Genomic DNA, 22,149 nt, shown 5'->3' with positions numbered 1-22,149 from the left:
ATACCGGGTGCTTATGTTGAACCGTTAACCCGTTTTATTTGATAAATCCCTGCGGAATATTGAGCGGCATCGACCCGCTGAGCCGAGTGACATTGGCCTGCGAGGGCAGGACGATGTAGCCTTCCCAGCCCCCCATCCAGGGTGCGGCATTGCTTCCCTTGAAAAGTTTGAACGAGCTGGTCAGCGTCCATGTCGTACGCCACGAACTCTGCACATCGGTCATATCGGCCTTCATGTAAACTTTCATGTTGCCTTTCTTGTCGGGGGTCATCGTCAGCTGTTCGATCTTGCCGACGCTCTGGCGGAATCCTTCCTGCATCCTGCCCTGGGTAGACCATGCAGCCTGGAAATAGATCGAGTCGCCCTCGATCGTCATGAAATTGTAGCACACTTTCGACTTGTCGGTGCTCCGGGGATTATAGAACTCCCACACGAAATTTCGGGCCTTGATCGCTTCGACGGCCGTTTTGAAAAGAATATCCCCCTGAACGGCCTTCGCCTCCTGTTTCTGTTCTTTTGTGCTTTTGGCGACATCTGCTCTCTGCGCATAACCGGAGGTGGCACACAGGCAAAAGAGCATGCTCCACAATGCGATTTTTTTCATAGTCGGTTGGTTTTTAACATAAATTGAGTGTCAGAGTTGTAGGTAAATTGAAGCATATACAGGTGTAATTTACGGTATCCGCATCCGCCGGGGGAGCTATCCGGGAAACAGGTATATATAGATAGATACAAAAAAGGCGGTGTATGCTGCATGCCCGTGCAGTTACATCACCTTTTTTTGTTCCACACCCCGGAGCATGCGCCGCGCGGCATGCTCCGGACCGGAATTAATTAACCAATCCCCAGGGAATTAAAATATTCGGCTGTGCTTTGTAAACATCCGACTGCGAAGCGGGATACAGCCTTCCGAAGAAGGTAAGCCGCGAATTGCTGTAAGTCGAATTCAGCACGACCGATACCTTATTATCCCCGTTGAACAGGGTGATGATGACCGTAGACGAGATCGAATTACCTTGCAGCTGGTACTGGTAAGTGACGTTACCATGCTTGTCGGTGCGGATTTTCAGGTCCGAAATGGTACCCGACAGCGTCACGCCGCCCGCACCGTTGAGTCCCGGCACGCCGTTGTTGAACGCGAGCTGCACGGTCGAAGTGTTCTTGTTCAAAGCCACGAAGTTGTCGTTGGCGGTGACATAAACGACCTTGCCGTACTGTCCTTGTATCTGGTTGACTTCAATAACGAAAGAACTGTCCTTGAGTGCCTGCATCGCCGTCTGGAAATTACCCGCGTTCTGCACCTGCTGTTGCTGTTGTTGCTGCTGGCGGCGCGCCTCGCGGGCGGCTTTGCGGTCTTGTGCCTGAGTCAGTGTGGCGGCTCCCAAAAGCAGGAATACGCCCAAAATTGCGATCCTTTTCATATGCATGTGGTATTAATATTGATGTTTAAAGGGTTAATTGTATAGCCCCACATGCAAATTACTAACCAAATATACAAAATTCTTTCACAATTTTCTGATTTATTGTTAGATTTCTCAAAATTTTTCCTTTCCACCTTTATTCTCACATATTCTCGCACATATCGACCCTTACATTCACCCCGAAAAGTCCGAATGAATTATAAAAACTTCCGTTTGGATTATCGGAATATAAATTTTATCTTTCAAACTCTAAAACCGAACCGACATGGAAACAAACAATTCCCGGGTTATGCTTTGGAGCGCTGCGCTGATCGCGGCAGGGCTCGTATTGCTGGGCTGGACGCTCCGCAGCGGCATCGTACACTTCAAGGACAGCGAACGCGTGGTTACCGTCAAGGGGCTCTCCGAACAGGAGGTGAAGGCCGACCGGGTGATCTGGCCGCTGATGTACAAGCAGGTGGGCGACGACCTGACGGTGCTGTACAACAACATCGAAAAGACGAACGGCACGATCATCGCCTTCCTCCGCAGCAACGGCGTGGATGAAAAGGAGATCACCATCGCCCCGTCGCAACTGGTTGATATGGCCGCCGAACTGTACAACCCAAATGCGCCGCGCTACCGATACAGCGTTACGACCGTACTGACGGTCGTAACCGACAAGGTGGACCTGGTGCGCTCGCTGATGCAGCGGCAGGGAGACCTGCTCAAGCAGGGCGTAGCGGTCACCGGAGGCGACTACCAGTACCGGACGCAGTTCCTTTACACGGGACTCAACACGATCAAGCCCGGCATGATCGAGGAGGCGACAGCAAACGCACGCACGGCAGCCGAGAAATTCGCCCACGATTCGAAAAGCAAACTCGGCAAAATCCGCTCGGCTACCCAGGGACAGTTCTCGATCGAAGACCGCGATGAAAATACCCCTTATATTAAATCGGTCCGCGTAGTCACGACCGTAGAGTATTACCTGAAGGATTAACCTTCGACGCCACAACACACCGGCCTGCCCTACCCACCGTGCCGGAACAGGTTCTGCGGAGGAAATTCCTCGGCAGAACCTGTCACTAACCCAAAACTTACCGTTCTATGAAAAGCTTGACCGCCGTATCCGCAGTACTGCCGTTGCTTTTATTGGCTTCGGGTTGCAGCAAAGACCGCAACGAGCCTCGGGGCAACGGCACGCTGAACATCCGCCTGGAGATGGACGACCGGATCGACCTGGTCGCGACACAGGCCTGCAACACCAAAGCGGCTCCCGACCTGGGCGCCTTTACGCTCGAAGTCACGCAGGATGAAACCGTAGTACACAAGATTCCGACCCTCGGCGCCAACACATCGCCGAGCCTGACGCTCGAAGCGGGAGACTATACCGTCAGCGCCTATTCGCAGCCGTTCGCCGCACCGGCTTTCGACACGCCGGTCTACGGCGCGTCCCAACTGCTGACGATCATGGCCGGGGGGACGAAGGACGTCGCACTGGAGTGTACGCAAACTAATGCCGGTGTGAAAATCAACTATTCGGACGATTTCAAGGCGCAGCACACCTCCTACTCCACCCGCATTGCGCACAGTACCGGCACGCTCGACTTTTCGGGCAGCGACGCCGGCCGTACCGGATACTTCCCCACCGGGTACGTGGATTTGATCGTCACCGCCGACGGCAAGGAGTATACGCAGGCGATCCAACTGAAAGCCCGCAGGCTTTACACCATCACGGTCAAGGATGCCAACGTGCCTGTCACTTCGGGCCATGCGAACATCTCGATCAGCGTCTCCACCGACGTGACCAACGAGAATGTCGAGATCACCTTCCCCGCAAACGGAGGAAACACCGGCGGTGACGGCGGCACCCGGCAAACGATCTACGGGGAGAATATCGGAAGTACAGACGTCACTAGCTCCGCGTTGGTGTTAAGTTTCAAGGGTTGGCAGAACCAAACCGGATCGGGCATCTCCTATTCGGGAAGCGGCAGGATCGACAGCCAGTCCGCGCTCCAATCGGCCTCCTATTCCGGCGCGTCCGGAGGAAACTACCTCACCCTCTCGGCCGGCAACAAGTTCAACATCTCGGGCCTCAGCACCACGGGATACAGTTCCCCCGTCTTTACGTTCGGCCTTGCCTGTGCGACCGCAGGGTTCGACCCCGCCCAACTGGAAGTCTACGTCAACAGCGCCGATGCGGCCGACGACGGCCCCGCACTCAGCTACACCTACGAATCCAATGGGGAGTGGATGCTGTGCACGGTCAGCACGGGCATCCCCTCCGGCGACAACCTCCGCATCCGGATCGTCTCGCAGGCCTCCTTCCGACTCGACGACTTCAAACTCACCGGTGAAAAATAGCGGAGAGTGATTTTATCGGGTTCAGAGAGTGTTTGTTTTTTTAGTTAGGATTCTGTATATATGATGGATGAAATTTTTGATACGGCTAGGAACTTTTCAGAAACGGGTTCATCCTGTGACGGTTGACGGATGGGATTTCAGTAATGGGAAGAGGGAAAACGATACAACCGGTATGTGCCTGTAAGCAGGCGCATACCGGTTGTATGTCAGTCGTAAGGATCTCTCAACTCTGCCTTCCGGCGAGGTTCAGCGCCCCGGTTGTCGCATTCAGCACTTTACCCTCGATATTCGTATAGGTGATCGTAAAACGGTGAATACCGTTTTGGTCCGGCTGAACCTTCGGATAAAACGTGAAATTGAACTGGATTAAGGTGGGCTTCCTGAGATTGAACGCCGATACCTCGTCCTTAAACATCCATGCGGGAAAACCTGATTCGTTTTGTTCATCCGTTCCCTTAAAATTATACGGCGGTTTGAGAATATCGTCGACACAAACGTATTTCACAAGGAATAGATCGTTTAGCGACGTACCCGCCGGATGGGCCGCGTCATAGTCGTTGTCCGAGACGATATTCAAACTTTCGGTCTGCACATACATCATCGGTAGGGTCATACATCGTTCGGTCGTGCCGGCAAAATCGGTGTCGTTGAACCGTTTGGCCAATGCCTCGAATGTCGCCTCATCGACCAAATCCTGCGATTCGCTCTGAGCCGTACTCCAATAAGGACGGGTATTGATGGTGATTTGACTATAAGTAATCTCCGCCGGCGAGCTTCCCTCCGGGGGAGTATTTGCCGTGCCTTTTATTTCCGCACACATCGACACCGGATTCTGATAACGAAGAATGTAGTGGTCCGAGGGAGGAAAAATGGTATACCGAGTGTTACAACCGTACAATCCCGCACACAAAAATCCAACGCACATAAACAGTCGTAGTTTCATGGTCAATCACAGTTTAAATGTTAGGTCTTATGTTTTTTATGATCTCAAGTTTGAAACGGTAATAATAAAACTTATTCGGTTTGACACAACCCGGATCTAATTCGACGGGAAACTCGGTATTGAATACGCCGACATAATAGTAACCGTTACCTGCTCCTTCCCAGCCATAATTGCAGTGCAACCAGCGGGTCTCTTGTTCTTTGCGTTCCCCGGCCGGTTCCTGGCGGATTAAATTCCAGTTTTCATCGTAGAAATTGTTGTAAACGCCCCATACCCGGTAAACATCCTTGCGTCCGTCAATTACCCACGCATGGCCGTCGGAATGACCGATCCAGTTGTCGGTTGCAAAACCGCTCACGAATACCGCCCGTTTATAATACAATTCCATGCTAACCCGGTCGGCATTAAAACTGTAAATACCATCCGTCAGATAATTGAACCGGTTCCGGAAAGCTGCATCCGCTTTCTTGATAGTGGAACTGCTTCCCGTACATCCGTAAGACATATCCACTGCCGAACCGATCTCTTTCACCAATGCGGCTATAGCTTGCTCGTCGTAAGAATTCTTAGGTATGCTTATTCCCATCAGATACTTCCGCCATTTATCCCAATCGCAGGAGAAGTGGTTATTCCATGTCTGAAAAGAAGCCGGGTAACTGTTGGCCGCCATAATTTGCAACATAGCGATTGCCACGCAGCCGGCCGGGGGATTGTGATTATCACAAGTTAAAATAGGTCCGAAGTATAAAGCGTTATTAAAAGGTGTCCACTGGCTCCACCGTACCGGAACGAACGGCCCGACCTGTGTATACTCCCGCCTCAAAAGAATCTCCGATTGCGCCGGGTATTTGTCTTCCATGCTCATGGAATCCCAACCCGGATCATGCGCAAGCTGCGCGGCGGCATATCCCGGTATCATCTCCATAAACATCCGCACGCCGGGGTTGTCCATCGTATCGGTGATATTACCCTGATCGGAGTAGGCCAGAATCGTCTCCATCAGGGTGTCGGCGGCAAGAATCGCGAAGCCTCCGTCGTCGGCGTAATTGACCACGTAAATATTTTTAGTGACTTCTGCGTCGTCTGTTTCTCCCGATTTAGTGGCGGAGGAACGAAGTATATCGTTCAACGGAAAGAGGTCGGCCACGGATTTCGTGTATCCGGAGCGCGTCAGCGCACCCTCTCCGAAACACTCCGGCAATTCGGCGGCCAACTGTTGAATAGAGTCCAGCGTCAGAAAACGCGACTTAGCCTGCCCGACCGCTATGGCGGCGTCCGGGCGCTGCGGGAGGTTTTCTTTCGCACAGCCGAATAACACAGCCATGCAAGTAAGAAATAACAGTTGTTTTTTCATCATCAGGCTTTGTTAATTTATTAAGTTGGGTTCTTCGTAAGCCAATATTAGGTAAATATATACAAATACAATTGTTATTGATAAGAAACACACAAATTAAGTTCAATTAAATATTTTTAATAATTTACTGACAGTAAGTTTATTGAATAAAATATTCCGTTTGGTCGCGCATTAATGTCATATCGCAATCTGTGCGCTCCGTTCAGTCGGATATCACAGGTTCTCCAAGTTATCCCCCTCAGCGGCACTTTTCGGAATTTCACTTCTGGCAGATGCGGTCTGTTTTCATCTGTCCGAGAGAGTCCCCGCAGCAAAATAAAAAGTGGAGATTCGGCTTCAGCGACTTCGCCCCGAAAATTTTCACAGAAAGAATACCGGAAGTACTCCAGCCCGAACAAAGAACCGCTCCCTGCACAAAAGAAGCGGGGCTGTCGTTTGCAACGACAGCCCCGCCCTACTATGAAGCTTTTACTATGATGAATTACAATTTCGGACCGGCAGCGACCAGTTTCTTGCCAGCCTCGTTGCCGGTGAATTTGGCGAAATTCTTGATGAAGCGTTCAGCCAGGTCTTTGGCTTTCACATCCCAATCGGCAGCGTTCGCATAAGTATCGCGCGGATCGAGGATCTTCGGATCTACGCCCGGCAGAGCGGTCGGAACCTTGAAGTCGAAATAAGGCATCGTTTTGGTCGGAGCCTTGTCGATCGAACCGTCGAGGATCGCGTCGATGATTCCGCGGGTATCCTTGATCGAGATACGCTTGCCGGTACCGTTCCAACCGGTGTTCACCAGGTAAGCGGTAGCGCCCGATTTCTTCATCTTCTTCACCAGCTCTTCGCCGTACTTGGTCGGATGCAGCGACAGGAAGGCTGCGCCGAAGCAGGCCGAGAAGGTCGGGGTCGGTTCGGTGATACCGCGCTCGGTACCGGCCAGTTTGGCGGTGAAACCGGAGAGGAAGTAGTACTGAGTCTGCTCGGGAGTCAGGATCGACACCGGGGGCAGTACGCCGAATGCGTCGGCCGACAGGAAGATCACCTTCTCAGCGGGACCTGCCTTCGAAACCGGTTTCACAATGTTGGTGATGTGATAGATCGGGTACGAGACGCGGGTATTTTCAGTTACCGACTTGTCGGCGAAATCGACCGAACCGTCCTCGCGAACAGTTACGTTCTCCAGCAGTGCATCGCGTTTGATTGCGTTCCAGATATCGGGTTCGCTCTCCTTGTCGAGGTTGATCACTTTGGCGTAGCAGCCGCCTTCGAAATTGAAAACGCCTTCGTCGTCCCAGCCGTGCTCATCGTCGCCGATCAGCAGGCGCTTCGGGTCGGTCGACAGGGTCGTCTTGCCGGTGCCCGACAGTCCGAAAAATACGGCGGTGTTTTTACCCTGTTTGTCGGTGTTGGCCGAGCAGTGCATCGAAGCCATCCCCTTCAGCGGCAGGAGGTAGTTCATGTACGAGAACATACCCTTCTTCATTTCGCCTCCATACCAGGTATTGAGGATAATCTGCATCTTTTCGGTCAGGTTGAACACGACCGCGGTCTCCGAATTCAGGCCCAGTTCCTTGTAGTTCTCCACCTTCGCTTTCGATGCGTTCAGCACTACGAAATCGGGTTCCCCGTAGTTTTTCAGCTCTTCGGCGGTCGGACGGATGAACATGTTGGTCACGAAATGAGCCTGCCAAGCCACTTCCATAATGAAGCGGATTTTCAGACGCGAGTTCTCATTAGCTCCGCAAAAGGTATCCACGACGAACAGGCGCTTGTTCGACAGTTCCTTGTCGGCCAGCTCCTTGAGCGCCTTCCAGCTCTTCTCGCTAATGGGCTTGTTGTCGTTCTTGTACTCGTCCGAAGTCCACCAGATCGTATCTTTGGTGGTATCGTCCAGCACGAAGAATTTATCTTTGGGCGAACGGCCGGTATAAACGCCGGTCATCACGTTCACGGCGCCCATGTCGGTAACGGTGCCCTTCTCGAAACCTTCCAGGCCCGGTTTGGTCTCTTCCTTGAACAGCTCGTCGTAAGAGGGATTGTGTACGATCTCGGTCACACCCGTGATGCCGTACTTGCTCAAATCAATTGCCATAGTTTTTTATTTTTTAGTTAATACATCCTTCTGAATGCGGCTCTTCCGGTATCGGACAGCGGCTCCGTCGCCGAGGTCCCGCACTCCGGGAGCTTTTCCCGCCGGGAAGACTCCTCCGCACCGGCCGGGCGGTTTTCCGCCGCGCAAGGCGGCTGCAAACGCCTTTGAAACCGGGACAAAGATAGTAACTTTTTAGATTGTTACAAAAATAACAGTGTTAAAATATTAAAATTTCTTAAAATTACAGCTAATCAGCAGTTTGATCTAACAATCAGATTGTTATAAAACAAACGAATACTTGCCCGTGTGATAAAAATCAGCGTAGCGACCGTTTTACGAACCGTTGCAGCAACGGCGCTACAGCCACCGCGACCAGCGCTCCGGAGCTGTTGGCCACGAAATCCCAGAAATCCTTGGAGCGGTAGCCCAGTGCACCCTGCACGAGTTCGACCGCACCCGAACAGAGGATCACCGCGGCGACCGCAGTCCAGCGGCGCCAGCCGCGGGGTTCGAAAAGTAGCAGCACGAGCAGCGTTTCCCCGAAATAGAAGCCGAAATGCACCACTTTATCGAAATAGGGAATCATCGCCAGCCACCCGGCCGGGGGCAGGTCGTCGCCCGGCGCGAGCGAACCGTAGAGCACTCCCGCCGTCCAGAGGACCAGCAGCAGGGTTAAGACGAATTTATAGTGTGGCTTGTGCATAATTCACTATCTTTGAAGCTCGGCAGAGGAGCCATTCCGGGCTGCGGCTTTGAGCCAGACTCCAGGCCGAACCTGCCGCCGGTGGGAAACCGCCCCAACCGGAGACCGGCAGGCGGACAACCCGTAACCGCATCCCGCACATGCGAAACCGGATCCTGCGCACGGATACTGCCCCGCAAAAGTAGGTTTTTTCCTGCAAAAGCGATGCCCCGGATTGCGACGACCGCAGGAAAGGCCCGCGAAAAACAAACGGGTACCTGGCCCGGCAACGATGAAAAGGCCGTTGCAGTTGCGATAAAGACAGCGACCGGCACCGAAAATCCATTCCGAAAAACATGGCAGGCGTCTACATCCATATCCCTTTTTGCAAAAGTCGCTGCCATTACTGCGACTTTTTCTCCGGCACATCGCTCGAGCGCCGCAGGGAACTTCTCGCGGCGCTGCACGCCGAACTGGAACTAAGGGCAGGTACAGCGGGGCCGTTCCCGGCCGGAGAACCCCTGTGCCCGGCGAATCCCCGAACAGACCCGGCTGCAGCCTCCCGAACAGCCCCGACCACGACCTCCCGAACGGACCAGGCCCCGGTTTCCCAAACCACTCCGGCAAAAGGTCCGGGCGTCATAACCCTCTCCGCCGCAAACCGGATCGAGACGCTCTACTTCGGCGGCGGCACGCCGAGCCTGCTCACGCCGCATGAATTGGGGGACTTTATCCGGCAGGTGCGGGAACAGTGGCCCGATGCGCCACTGGAAGAGGTGACCGTCGAGGCGAACCCCGACGACCTCTCCCTATCCTACCTCGCAGCCCTGCGCCGCGAAGGGGCCAACCGCCTCAGCATAGGCATCCAGTCGTTCCTCGACCGCGACCTGCAGTGGATGCACCGCCGCCACGACGCCCGCACGGCGGTCGAAACGGTGAAGGCCGCACGCCGGGCCGGGTTCGGCAACCTGAGCATCGACCTGATTTACGGAGTGCCGCAAATGACGCGCGAAGAGTGGCGCTACAACCTCGAACAGGCCCTCGAATTGCAGCCGGAACACATTTCGGCCTATCACCTCACCATCGAACCGCAAACCCCGTTCGGACGACAGGCGCGCCGGGGCACGCTCCGCGAAGCCGATCCGGAGACGAGCCGCGCCCAGTTCGCATTGCTGCGCGAGATGCTCTGCGGGGCGGGTTACGAACATTACGAAGTTTCGAACTTCGCGCTGCCGGAACGCCGCGCCCGGCACAACAGCCACTATTGGGACGGCACCCCGTACCTCGGCATCGGCCCGTCGGCGCACTCCTTCGACGGGGAGCGCCGCCAATGGAACATCGCCAACCTGAGCCGCTACCTCGAACTTCTGCCGCAGGGCGCGCAGTGCGAAACCGAAGCGCTGACGCCCGACATGCAATACAACGAATACGTGATGACCCGGCTGCGCACGGCCGACGGGCTGCGCACCGGCGACCTGGCCGTCCGGTTCGGGGCACGCAAATTGCAGTATTTCCTGCGGCAGGCGCAAAAATTCACCGCCGCAGGAACGCTGCAGGTCGAATCCGGACGCTACTATATCCCTCCCGCACATTGGTTTATCTCGGACAGCGTCATTTCTGATCTTTTTCTCGCTTAAGGGGTGCGCCAAACCGCAAAAAACGTATATTTGTAAGGGACGGCGACAAGCCCCGCCAACCGGAACGGGAGGATTTCCGACCCCGAAACAAGGGTATTCGCAGCCAAAACGGGAGGATTTCCAGTCCCGGAGTAACCGGCAACACGTCCAACAATGAACAACCGAAACCAACAAGCGATATCAAAAATATGTCAAACACGCACGAATTCCATTTGGCTCCCGACTACCTGTTCGAGGTAAGCTGGGAGGTCTGCAACAAGGTGGGAGGCATCCACACCGTGATCGCCACGAAGGCGCTGACCGTCGAAGAGAAACTGGGCGACCACTATATCCTGATCGGTCCCGACATCCACCGCGAGGAGGGCAACCTCGAATTCGAGGAGGATCCCTCGCTGCTGGCCGACTGGCGCGAAACGCTGTACAGCAGCGGCGTGCGCGTCCGTATCGGACACTGGAAAATCGAAGGGCGCCCGGTAGCGGTACTGGTGGACTTCACCGAATATTTCTCACACAAGGACGAAGTGCTCAAACGGCTGTGGGAAAGCTACCGCGTGGATTCGCTCAGCGGCCAGTGGGATTACATCGAGCCGGTACTGTTCGGGTTCGCGGCCGCGAAAGTGATCGAAAGCTACGTGCAGAACTTCTGCTCGCCAACCGACAAGATCGCAGCTCACTTCCACGAATGGATGACCTCGAGCGGCGGCCTCTACCTGATGAAGCACGACCCGAACATCGCCACCGTCTTCACGACGCACGCGACGGTGATGGGCCGCTCGATCGCCGGCAACGGCATGCCGCTGTACGGCGACCTGACCAAACTCAATGCCGACGAGCTGGCGCGCAAATTCGGCGTCGTGGCCAAACACTCGCTCGAAAAGACCGCGGCGGAACAGTACGACTGCTTCACGACGGTGAGCGACCTGACCGCGCGCGAATGCAAATACCTGCTCCACAAAGACGTCGATCTGGTCACGCCCAACGGTTTCGAAGACGACTTCGTCTGGGCCGACGACGTTTTGAAACAAAAACGCAAGGCCGCCCGCGAGCAGATGATCGCCGTGGCGGAAATCTGCCTCGGCATCCACTACGACACCGATCCGCTGATCGTCGGCACCAGCGGCCGCTACGAATTCAAGAATAAGGGACTCGACGTCTTCGTCGATTCGCTGATCCAGTTGGCCGACGGCCCCGCCGCGGCGCTCAAGCGCCCGGTGCTGGCTTACATCACCGTGCCGGCCGGCAACGTCGGTCCGCGCAAGGACCTCCAGGCACGCCTCAAGGATCCGAACGCGCAGATGGATCCGTCGGTGATACGCAACATCACGCACTACCTGTCGGCCCCCGAGTGGGATCCCATCATCGGCAAGATCAAAAACACGAAGCTGATGGATCCCACCAGCCCGGTGCAGGTGATGTTCGTCCCTTCGTACCTCAACGGCGTGGACGGGATCTTCGACAAGGACTACTACGAACTGCTCTGCGGCATGGACGTCACCGTATTCCCTTCCTACTACGAACCGTGGGGCTACACCCCCCTCGAAAGCGTCGCGTTCAGCGTACCGACGATCACCACCTCGCTGGCGGGATTCGGCCTCTGGGTGGCTGAGCACTGCAAGGAACACAAAGGCGTCGAGGTGATAGACCGCAACGACGCCAACGACTCGGAGGTAGTCACCGAAATCGCCTCATCGATCGAGAAGTTCTGCAACATGAGCGCAAAAGAGTACGCCTCGTACCAGGAATCGGCGCTCAAAACCTCCGAAATCGCGCTCTGGGAGAACCTGTACGCCTATTACGCGCACGCCTACGACGTCGCGCTCGCCAGGATGACCGAGCGTAGTTCCGGATTCAAATACGAGGGCGGAGGCGACCAGAACGAACAGATCAACTTCGTCCGCCAGCAACTCGTCAGCAACCGCCCGACCTGGACTCGGCTGATGGTCGAACGGACGCTGCCCAAACGGCTGCACCCGCTCGAAGAGCTGTCGAAAAACCTCTGGTGGTCGTGGAACTCCGAGGCCTACGAAGTGTGGGAGTACATCAATTACGACCTGTGGGTAGCCTGCGAAAAGAACCCGATCGACTTCCTCGACAAGCTGCACTATTCGCGCCTGCTGGAGCTCGAGAAAGACGAGGTTTTCCTTTCGAAGATGGACGCCACCTACGAGAAGTTCAAAACCTACATGGCCCAGAAAAAAGATGCGAAAGGGCCGAAGATCGGCTATTTCAGCATGGAATACGGCATCCACAGCTCGCTGAAAATCTATTCCGGCGGCCTCGGCATCCTCGCGGGCGACTACCTCAAGGAGGCCAGCGACAAAAACGTACCGATGATCGCCGTGGGGCTGCTTTACCGGTACGGCTACTTCACGCAGCGCCTCTCGGCCGCAGGCGACCAAGAGGCGGGCTATGAGCCGCAGAACTTCGCAAAACTACCGATCTCGCCCGTCCGCGACCAGCACGGCAACTGGCTTTCGGTCCAGCTCGGCCTGCCGGGCCGTATCGTCACCGGGCGCATCTGGCGCTGCGACGTGGGACGCACCGAGCTCTACCTGCTCGACACCGACCACGACCTGAACCGCGAAGAGGACCGCTCGATCACCTACCACCTCTACGGAGGGGACTGGGAAAACCGCCTCAAACAGGAGATGCTGCTCGGCATCGGCGGCATCCGGCTGATGCACGCGATCGGCGCGCACCAGAACGTCTACCATTGCAACGAGGGCCATGCAGCCTTTATCGGCATCGAACGCATCCACGACCTGATCGAGAAACGCAAGCTTTCGTTCAGCGAAGCGCTCGAAGTGGTGCGCTCCTCGGCGCTCTTCACGACGCACACGCCCGTCCCGGCGGGGCACGACGCATTCCCCGAATCGATGATCCGCCAGTACATGGGCCACTACCCCGACCGGCTCGGCATCACCTGGGAGCAGTTCATCAACCTGGGCAAGACGAATCCGAACGATCCGAACGAAAAGTTCTCGATGAGCTTCCTGGCCTGCAACCTCTCGCAGGAGGTCAACGGCGTGAGCTGGCTGCACGGCGAAGTGAGCAAGGACATCCTCGGCGGCATGTGGCCCGGATATTTCAAGGACGAGCTGCACATCGGCTACGTGACCAACGGCGTGCACTTCTTCACCTGGTGCGCGGCCAACCTGCAACGGCTTTACGCCAAATATTTCCCGGAAGGGTTCTCCCTGCCGGACTACTCGATCCCGGCTTGGCAGAAGGTGCATGAAATTCCGGACAGCGAACTGTGGGCCGAACGCCTCGTACTGAAAAACAAGCTGATCGCACACGTCAAGAAACGCGTGAGCGACCCGGCCCATTTCCGTTTCGACTCCCCCGTGCAACTGATCCGCATCCACGAGTCGCTCAAGCCCGACGTGCTGACCATCGGCTTCGCCCGCCGCTTCGCGACCTACAAGCGGGCACACCTGCTCTTCACGAACCTCGACCGCCTCGACGCGATCGTCAACAACCCGGAGCGCCCCGTGCAGTTCCTCTTCGCCGGTAAGGCGCACCCGAACGACAAACCGGGACAGGACCTGATCAAACGCATCGTCGAAGTGGCGGCCATGCCGCGTTTCGCGGGCAAGGTGATCTTCCTGCAGAATTACGACATGGAGCTCGCACGCCGCATGGTGCAGGGCGTCGACATCTGGCTCAACACCCCCACGCGCCCGCTCGAAGCTTCGGGAACCAGCGGCGAGAAGGCCGTGATGAACGGCACGATGCACTTCAGCGTGCTCGACGGCTGGTGGGTCGAAGGCTACCACGAGGGCGGCGGCTGGAAGCTGCCGATGGAGCGCACGTTCGAAGACCAGAACTTCCAGAACGAACTGGACGCCGAACTGATCTACACGACCATCGAAAACGATATCGTACCGAAATATTACAACCGCGGCACGGACAACGTTCCGCACGAGTGGGTCGAGGCGATCAAGGTCTGCCTCGCCGATATCGCGCCGAACTTCACCACGAACCGCATGCTCACCGACTACCAGGAACGTTTCTACGGCAAACTTTACGAACGCAACACGCACATGCGTGCCGACGACTTCCGCATGGCGCGCGAAATCGCGGCCTGGAAACGCAAGGTGAGCAACGCGTGGGACAAGGTGCGCATCGTCAGCGCACAGCGCATCGACATGGGCAAAGAGGCGATCCTCATCGGGCACTCCTACAACGTCGAGGTGGTGGTCGACATCGACGGGCTGAAAGCGGACGACATCGGCGTGGAAATGATCATGGCCGACCAGATCGACGACGGCAACAACGTCAAGGTGGTCGCCAAGCGCGAACTGAAGCTCGAACGTCAGGAGGGCTCGCTGGCCTTCTACCGCATCGCTTCGACGCCCGACACGACCGGGTCGTTCGACATCGCGATCCGGGTCTTCCCGAAGAACGCGAAACTGCCGCACCGCATGGACTTCGCGCTGGTGAAATGGGCATAACCCTCCGGGCGCGCGTCCAAAACGGCCCCGAACGCCCCTGAAGGCAAACGGGAGCCAAACGACGCACACAAACCGGCGGAATGCCGAGATTGGAAAGAGGCATACGCCAAAAACACTACCGGATAAGCAGATCGCTTCCCATGTAATTAAAAGTGACCTCATCTGTATGAACCGTGGAAGCCCGGGATCTTCAGTGGCCCGGGCTTCCGTTTTGCACAAACAGCAGCAACGCCCGTCCCGGCGCCCGCATGCTGCCTTTCGTTATGCAGGTCCACATACGCCGGTTCCACGTAATGCCGGCACCGCGCACCGCGCGATACCCGCCCCGTACTATCATTCCGGAAGGCATCCGCCCCACAAGAAGACATATCGACTAAAAAACAACCGGTATTGCGGACGAGCGCGGCGTCAGAGACGAGCTCTGGCCGCCCGTTGCAGAAGGTAAGCGTCCGCAAGGAGCCTGTCTAACGAAGCGTGTCCGAGCGAAAGAAGTTGCGCCGACCAGCAAACCGAATGCCGTAGCCGGCAAACCGGTTTCTCAGCAAGCGATCCACGGCACCGGGACACAAATAAGGCACGCAAACAACAGGACATTATCGCCCCGAACCGCCCCACAGGCATTTACAGGACGGTTTCATTCCGCTGTTACCTTATCGCTATATTTTGCCGAAGACGGTTCCTTTTTTAATTATTTTTTTATATATTTACAAGTAAAGAAAAACAAACCCGTATGAGCGTTTTACATTTTGACAAAAACGAACTGGGCAACCTCGAATACTCGCTGCGGCGCGAAATGCTGAGCACCAACCGCGCCGGAGGGTACATGAGCACCACGATGGTATGCTGCAACACGCGCAAGTACCATGGACTGGTAGTCTGCCCGCGCAACGACGAGGAGGAGGAAAATTACGTGCTCCTTTCGTCGGTCGACGAAACGATTGTCCAGCACGACCAGAGCTTCAACCTCGCGATTCACCGTTTCCCGGGCGTTTATGAGCCGCGCGGTCACAAATACATCATCGACTTCGACTACACGCCGACCCCCACGATCACCTACCGCGTAGGCGGCGTCACGCTGAAAAAGGAGCTGCTTTGGATCCACAGCCGCACGCAACTGCTGATCCGTTACACGCTGCTCGAGGCGCGCTCGGAAACCTGGCTCCGGCTCAGGCCGTTCCTCGCATTCCGTTGCAGCCATACGCTCACCCACGCGAACATGGCGGCCGACACGCACAGTTACCCCGTCCCGGGGGGCGTGCGCAACCGCCTCTACGAAGGCTTTCCGTGGCTCTACCTGCAGACCGGTACGGCTTCCGAGTTCGTCGCCGCACCCGACTGGTTCTATAACTTCGAGTACGCCGAGGAGGCGCGCCGCGGCTACCCCGCGCACGAAGACCTGCTGACGACCGGATATTTCGAGATGAATATCGCCAAAGGCCAAAGCGTTATCTTTTCCTGCTCCACCGAAGAGGCCGACCCGGCAAATTTCGACACGGTTTTTGCAGAAGAATTATCGCGGCGGTCGAACAAGATCGACTTCCTCTCCTGCCTGCGCCATTCGGGGCGGCAATTCATCGTCCGGCACGGCAACCGCACCGAACTGGTGGCCGGCTACCCGTGGTTCGGACGCTGGGGACGCGACACGTTCATCGCGCTGCCGGGCGTAACGCTCACACAGGGCGGACTTGAATCCTGCCGCGAGGTGATCGACACGATGGTGCGCGAGATGCACGACGGGCTATTCCCGAACATGGGCAGCGCCTACAATTCGGTCGATGCTCCGCTCTGGTTCTTCTGGACGCTGCAGGCGCTTGAGAAACACGTCGGCGCCGACGAGATATGGAAAAGCTACGGCCACGCGATGAAAGACGTGCTCGCAGCTTTCCGCCGCGGCATCGGCGACCACATCCGCGTACACGACAACATGCTGATCTGGGCGTCGAACCCGCACCTGGCGATGACCTGGATGGACGCGGTGGTGGACGGCAAACCCGTGACGGGGCGCGACGGTTACCAGGTCGAAATCAACGCGCTGTGGTACAACGCCATTTGCTACACGCTAGAATTGGCGCGCAAACACCGCGACAATGCCTTCGTCCACGAATGGAAGGAGGCTCCCGACCGGATCAAAGAGGCATTCAACGAACTGTTCTGGTATCCGCAAGAGGAGTATCTCGCCGACTATGTGGACGAGCGCGGGCAGAACACCTTCATCCGCCCGAACCAGATCATCGCCTGCTCGCTTCCTTACGGCATGCTGAGCGACGACCGGAAACTGAGCGTAATCTCGGTCGTACGGCGCCACCTGCTGACCCCCAAGGGGCTCAGGACGCTCTCGCCGCGCAACCCGCTCTACGAAGGACGGTGCGAAGGCGACCAGCCCACCCGCGACCGGGCTTACCACCAGGGAACCGTGTGGCCGTGGCTGCTCGAACACTACGTGAAGGCTTGCTTCGACATCAAGGGGAAAGAGTTCTGCAACGAGGCGGTCGAGATCGTCAAGAACTTCGAAGAGGACATCAGCGACAACGGACTGGCGTCGATCTCGGAGATTTACGACGGCGATCCGCCTTACAACGCACGCGGCACCATCTCGCAGGCATGGAGCGTCGGGGCGATCCTGCGCATCAACGAGATGATCGAGGAGTACGGCGGCTGCAAAAGCAGCTATTGGGACAACCTGTAACCCCAGCCGGAAGTAAACGAAGCCCGATCGTCTGTTTTGCTCCGCCAGACAGACCGAACGGCAAACGCAACCGCTAAAACAATAATTAACAGAACAGTAATCACGATAAAAACGAAACAGATGAGAGTACTGATGTTCGGATGGGAATTCCCCCCGCATATCGCCGGAGGACTGGGCACCGCCTGCTACGGCATGACGCGCGGACTGGCCCAGCACGGCGTAAAGGTGATCTTCGTGATGCCGAAAGCATACGGCGACGAAGACCAGCAGTTCGTGCGCGTGGTCAACGCTTCCGACGTGGAAACGCTCTACGGCGACCCGAAGCAGAAAGACATCTGGGAAAAGATGACCTTCATCCACATCAACTCGAACATGGTGCCCTATATCTCGCCGGAAGAGTTCGCCGACTACTCCGAGCAGGTACGTAACGGAGGTACGGTTCCCGTAGGGGGCGACCTGTGGAAGGAGCGTTACAGCTTCTCCGGCACTTACGGGGCGAACCTGATGGAAGAGATCGCACGCTACGCGATGGTGGCGGCCCAACTGGCCAAAGACCTCGCCGGACAATTCGACGTCATCCATGCGCACGACTGGCTCACTTACTATGCCGGCATCGCGGCCAAGCGCGTTTCGGGCAAACCGCTGGTGGTGCACATGCATGCGACGGAGTTCGACCGCAGCGGTGAAAATGTCAACCAGCAGGTCTACAACATCGAGCGCGCAGGCATGGCGGCTGCCGACCGCGTAATCGCGGTGAGCAACCTCACGCGCAACATCGTGATCAACAAGTACGGCATCGCCCCCGACCGGGTAGTGGCCGTGCACAACGCGGTGCGTTTCGCCTCGCAGGAACTCGAAGCCGAAGAACGGGGCGTGGACGACAAGATCGTGACCTTCCTCGGACGGATCACCTACCAGAAAGGGCCCGACTACTTCGTCGAGGCCGCCGCCAAGGTGCTCAAACGGCTCAAGAACGTCCGCTTCGTGATGGCCGGCAGCGGCGACATGCTCAACCACGTCATCCGCCGCGTGGCGAAACTCGGCATCGCCGACCGCTTCCACTTCACCGGATTCCTCAAAGGGGACGAGGTGCAGCGGATGTTCGCGCTGAGCGACGTATACGTGATGCCTTCGGTTTCGGAACCGTTCGGCATCTCGCCGCTCGAGGCGATGAAGTCGAACGTCCCGGTGATCATCTCCAAGCAGTCGGGCGTCGCCGAAGTGCTCGACTATGCGATCAAAGTGGACTACTGGGACGTCGATGCGCTGGCCGATGCGATCTACGGACTGGTCAAATATCCCGCGCTGGCCGAGATGTCGTCGAAAAAAGGACGGCACGAGGCGACAAACCTGCGTTGGGAAGACGCCGCCACCGAGATTATCAACGTGTACGAATCGGTACTCTGAGCCCCGGCGCCGCTTCGGACATTTTAACAGCAAGGGAAAGACCGGCCCGGACAAAACGCGCCGCTTTCCCGGAACTCCCGGCCGTTAGAGGTACAGGCCGCCGAACATACAAAATGAACAGGCACGGACCACACCGGCCCGGCGCTACGATACGAAATCAAAAACACGACGCATATGAAGACCGTCTGCTTCTATTTCCAGGTCCACCAACCGCTGCGGCTGAAGAAGTACCGCTTCTTCAACATGGGCAAGGACCACAACTACCTGGACGACCTGACCAACCGGACGATCCTGCAGAAGGTAGCCCACAAATGCTACCTGCCGATGAATACGCTGCTGCTCGAGCAGATCAAGGCGCACAAGGGCAAATTCCGCGTCAGTTTCTCGATGTCGGGACTCGCCATCGAGCAGTTCCGCATCTATGCCCCCGAAGTCCTCGACAGTTTCCGTGCGCTGGCCAAGACGGGCTGCGTCGAGTTCCTCGGCGAAACCTACGCGCACTCGCTCGCCTCGCTGATCAACCGTGACGAGTTCGCCGAGCAGGTTCAGATGCACTCCGACGCGATCATGCAGGAGTTCGGCACGCGGCCGCGCACGTTCCGCAACACGGAACTGATCTACTCGGACACGATCGGCGAAATGGTCGCCGATATGGGGTTCAGTTCGATGCTCACCGAAGGCGCCAAGCACATCCTCGGCTGGAAAAGCCCCAATTTCATCTACGCCAACGCGCTGAACCAGAAACTCAGGCTGCTGCTGCGCAACTTCAAACTCAGCGACGACATCGCGTTCCGCTTCTCGAACCGGAGTTGGAGCGAATGGCCGCTGACCGTCGAAAAATACGTCGGTTGGCTCACCGACCCGGATATGGGCGGCGACACGGTCAACCTGTTCATGGATTACGAAACCTTCGGCGAACACCAGTGGGCCGAATCGGGTATTTTCGAATTCATGAAGTACCTGCCCGGTGCGGTGATCGCCGACGGCAAGCTCAAGTTCGCCACGCCGGCCGAAGTGGCCGAGGCACACCAGCCCGTCGCGATCCTGCATTCGCCCTACCCGATTTCGTGGGCCGACGAAGAACGCGACGTAACCGCATGGCTCGGCAACGAACTGCAGAACGAGGCTTTCTCGAAACTGTACGCGCTGTACGACAAAATACACGAACTGGACAGCCCCGACCTGAACTACGTCTGGCGCTTCATGCAGAGCTCCGATCACTTCTACTACATGGCGACCAAATGGTTCTCGGACGGCGACGTACACAGCTACTTCAACCCGTACGGCTCGCCCTACGAGGCGTTCGTCAACTACATGAACGTGCTGAGCGACTTCGAAATCCAGATCGAGCGGAGGCTGGAAGCCTACCGCAGCGCACAAAGCGTTCCGGCCTGATCTCCGCGCATCATCCGGCTGCCGTTTTCGAACGCCACCCGTCCGGCCGTCGCCCGTACGCATTTTCCCGAAAGGGGGTCCCCGGATACGGGGCTTTCGAAAAACGGGACTCCGGGACCACGCCCCCGCAAACAGGTTTATTCCGGTCTCCGGCCATCCGTCGGAGACCCTGTTTTGAACGGGTTGTTTTAAGCGGCCCCTGCGGCAACGACCCTGTCAAGGAGGATGCCCGTCCACGGCGCCCCCCTATGACAAACGGCAAACGGCGAACGACGATCGTTCCCCGTACCCGGAGACCGTACGATCCGCCGCTCCCGGCCGGTGGATGCGAACCAATCCCCTGAGGCCGCATACACCGTTTGCATGCGCCGGTTAAGCCCCGGCCCGCGTACACCAAGCCGCGCTCCGGCTCATCCGGGCGGTTAATCAACGCCGGTGGCCGCGCATCAGCCAACGCATACCGATCCACCCCCGGTTGACCGGATGGCTCCACCGCAAGGAAAAGCCGCGCGGGATGCCGATTGTTGAAAAATTGTTGTATTTTTGACCCGTAGAACCCAAATATCCGAAATGAAAAAACTGCTGTTACTGTCGGCAACGGCCCTGGTGGCCTTCTCCTGCGGACAAAAGAACAAAGCCCATATCTCGGGAACCTTCTCCGGAATCAGCAAAGACACGATCTATCTGGAGATGCTCACGACCAAAGGACGTACCGTCGTCGATTCGACCGTTACCAACCAGCAGGGGAACTACCGCTTCACGGTGAGCACCCCCGTGGCAGCCCCCACTTTCTACAACATCGTCTACAAACAGAGCAGCATCCCGGTGATCGTCTCCCCGGGCGAAAAGGTGAAGGTCAATTCGCTGTGCGACCTCGGCCGCAACTACACCGTCGAGGGCTCCGATGACTCGAAACTGCTCAAGGAATTCAATACGATGTATTCCAATGGCGTCCGCTCGCTCGACTCGCTGGCGAACCTCTATTCGGAAACGCGCCCCACGCCCGACAACGACGCGCGGCGCACGGCACTGTTGCGCGAATACACGCAGCGCTATGTAAAAATCAAACGCGAACACATCGCCTTTATCGTCAAAAACGCGTCGTCCATGGCCGCCGTTTATGCGCTCTACCAGCGCCTGCCCAACGACGAAGCGCTCTTCAATGCGAACGACGACCGCGTCTACTACCGGATGGTAGCCGACTCTCTCGCGGACAAATACCCGGCCTCACCGCATGTAATCGCACTGCTGCGGGACGTCAAGACGCAGGACGATGCCGCAGCGCTCGCACAACAGGTTAGCCGCCAACAGGCCGAAACGGCAGGGCTGAACCATCCCGAAATCACGCTGCAGGATATGTTCGGCAAGGACCATAAGCTCTCCGAATTGAAAAACAAGGCGATCCTGCTCACCTTCTGGTCGGTAACGGACCCGAAAGGACCGGCCATGAACAACGAGATGAAAGAGCTCTACAAAGAGTTTTCCGGTAAGGGTTTCGACATTTATCAGGTGTCGCTCGACAGCGACAAGGCCTCGTGGATATTGGCCGTACAGGCCCAGAAACTGCCGTGGACGAACGTGATCGACCCCAACGGTTTCACGGGCCTTCCCGCCATGAGCTACAACGTCGCCGCCACACCGGTCAACTTCCTGATCAACCGCCGGGGCAACATCACGGGCCGCAACCTGCAGGGCGCCGCATTGCGCACCCGCGTAGCCGAACTGACGCGCTAAT

General features: G+C 56.9%; 14 protein-coding genes. 8 read left to right on the top strand and 6 right to left on the bottom strand.

All coding sequences use genetic code 11. From position 1 onward, the window contains the following. Nucleotides 1–34 precede the first annotated feature (34 nt). Complete coding sequence (locus NQ495_RS09565; RefSeq protein WP_009133023.1) at nt 35–604, bottom strand: hypothetical protein; 570 nt, start codon at nt 602–604, stop codon at nt 35–37. A 226-nt stretch (nt 605–830) separates the two neighbouring features. Continuing rightward, nucleotides 831–1,421: a DUF4251 domain-containing protein gene (locus tag NQ495_RS09560; protein WP_009133022.1), complete on the bottom strand. Its 591-nt coding sequence runs from the start codon at nt 1,419–1,421 to the stop codon at nt 831–833. A gap of 265 nt (nt 1,422–1,686) precedes the next feature. Here NQ495_RS09560 and NQ495_RS09555 point away from each other — a divergent pair, with 265 nt between their 5' ends. Together NQ495_RS09555 and NQ495_RS09550 are read left to right on the top strand one after the other, a co-directional pair. Further along, a complete protein-coding gene (locus NQ495_RS09555) occupies nt 1,687–2,403 on the top strand; it encodes an SIMPL domain-containing protein (RefSeq protein WP_009133021.1) in 717 nt (238 codons plus the stop codon). A gap of 107 nt (nt 2,404–2,510) precedes the next feature. Beyond that, a complete protein-coding gene (locus NQ495_RS09550) occupies nt 2,511–3,767 on the top strand; it encodes a DUF4493 domain-containing protein (RefSeq protein WP_009133020.1) in 1,257 nt (418 codons plus the stop codon). Nucleotides 3,768–3,990: 223 nt separating this feature from the next. On the opposite strand, the gene NQ495_RS09545 is transcribed toward NQ495_RS09550, so the two are convergent. The 4 genes from NQ495_RS09545 to NQ495_RS09530 form a co-directional block, all read right to left on the bottom strand. Continuing rightward, on the bottom strand, nt 3,991–4,587 hold the full coding sequence (locus NQ495_RS09545; RefSeq protein ID WP_040294108.1) for a hypothetical protein: 597 nt from the start codon (nt 4,585–4,587) through the stop codon (nt 3,991–3,993). Nucleotides 4,588–4,723: 136 nt separating this feature from the next. Next, nucleotides 4,724–6,034, bottom strand: a complete 1,311-nt coding sequence (locus NQ495_RS09540; RefSeq protein WP_187118309.1) for a C10 family peptidase — start codon at nt 6,032–6,034, stop codon at nt 4,724–4,726. Nucleotides 6,035–6,545: 511 nt separating this feature from the next. After that, nucleotides 6,546–8,150, bottom strand: coding sequence for a phosphoenolpyruvate carboxykinase (ATP) (pckA, locus tag NQ495_RS09535; RefSeq protein ID WP_009133017.1), 1,605 nt, complete (start codon nt 8,148–8,150; stop codon nt 6,546–6,548). 316 nt (nt 8,151–8,466) lie between these two features. Further along, the gene (locus tag NQ495_RS09530; RefSeq protein ID WP_009133016.1) at nt 8,467–8,853 is read right to left on the bottom strand and encodes a VanZ family protein; all 387 of its coding nucleotides are present in this window, start codon (nt 8,851–8,853) and stop codon (nt 8,467–8,469) included. A gap of 335 nt (nt 8,854–9,188) precedes the next feature. Here NQ495_RS09530 and NQ495_RS09525 point away from each other — a divergent pair, with 335 nt between their 5' ends. The 6 genes from NQ495_RS09525 (at nt 9,189) to NQ495_RS09500 (ending at nt 22,148) form a co-directional block, all read left to right on the top strand. Continuing rightward, nucleotides 9,189–10,469 (top strand): coproporphyrinogen-III oxidase family protein, encoded by a 1,281-nt coding sequence (locus tag NQ495_RS09525; RefSeq protein ID WP_009133015.1) that lies wholly within the window; start codon nt 9,189–9,191, stop codon nt 10,467–10,469. Nucleotides 10,470–10,657: 188 nt separating this feature from the next. Further along, entirely contained in the window at nt 10,658–14,926 is a 4,269-nt protein-coding gene (glgP, locus tag NQ495_RS09520) for an alpha-glucan family phosphorylase (protein WP_009133014.1), read from the top strand. 730 nt (nt 14,927–15,656) lie between these two features. Beyond that, nucleotides 15,657–17,612: an amylo-alpha-1,6-glucosidase gene (locus tag NQ495_RS09515; protein WP_009133013.1), complete on the top strand. Its 1,956-nt coding sequence runs from the start codon at nt 15,657–15,659 to the stop codon at nt 17,610–17,612. Between the two features lie 120 nt (nt 17,613–17,732). Beyond that, nucleotides 17,733–19,019 (top strand): glycosyltransferase family 4 protein, encoded by a 1,287-nt coding sequence (locus NQ495_RS09510; protein WP_009133012.1) that lies wholly within the window; start codon nt 17,733–17,735, stop codon nt 19,017–19,019. A gap of 174 nt (nt 19,020–19,193) precedes the next feature. Then, nucleotides 19,194–20,414, top strand: coding sequence for a glycoside hydrolase family 57 protein (locus NQ495_RS09505; protein ID WP_009133011.1), 1,221 nt, complete (start codon nt 19,194–19,196; stop codon nt 20,412–20,414). A 570-nt stretch (nt 20,415–20,984) separates the two neighbouring features. Continuing rightward, on the top strand, nt 20,985–22,148 hold the full coding sequence (locus NQ495_RS09500; RefSeq protein WP_009133010.1) for a TlpA disulfide reductase family protein: 1,164 nt from the start codon (nt 20,985–20,987) through the stop codon (nt 22,146–22,148). Nucleotide 22,149 lies beyond the last annotated feature (1 nt).

Source organism: Alistipes indistinctus YIT 12060 (assembly GCF_025144995.1).
Taxonomy (GTDB): Bacteria; Bacteroidota; Bacteroidia; order Bacteroidales; family Rikenellaceae; genus Alistipes_A; species Alistipes_A indistinctus.
The sequence above is the reverse complement of the archived record's forward strand: the minus strand, read 5'-3'. Positions and strand labels throughout refer to the sequence as shown.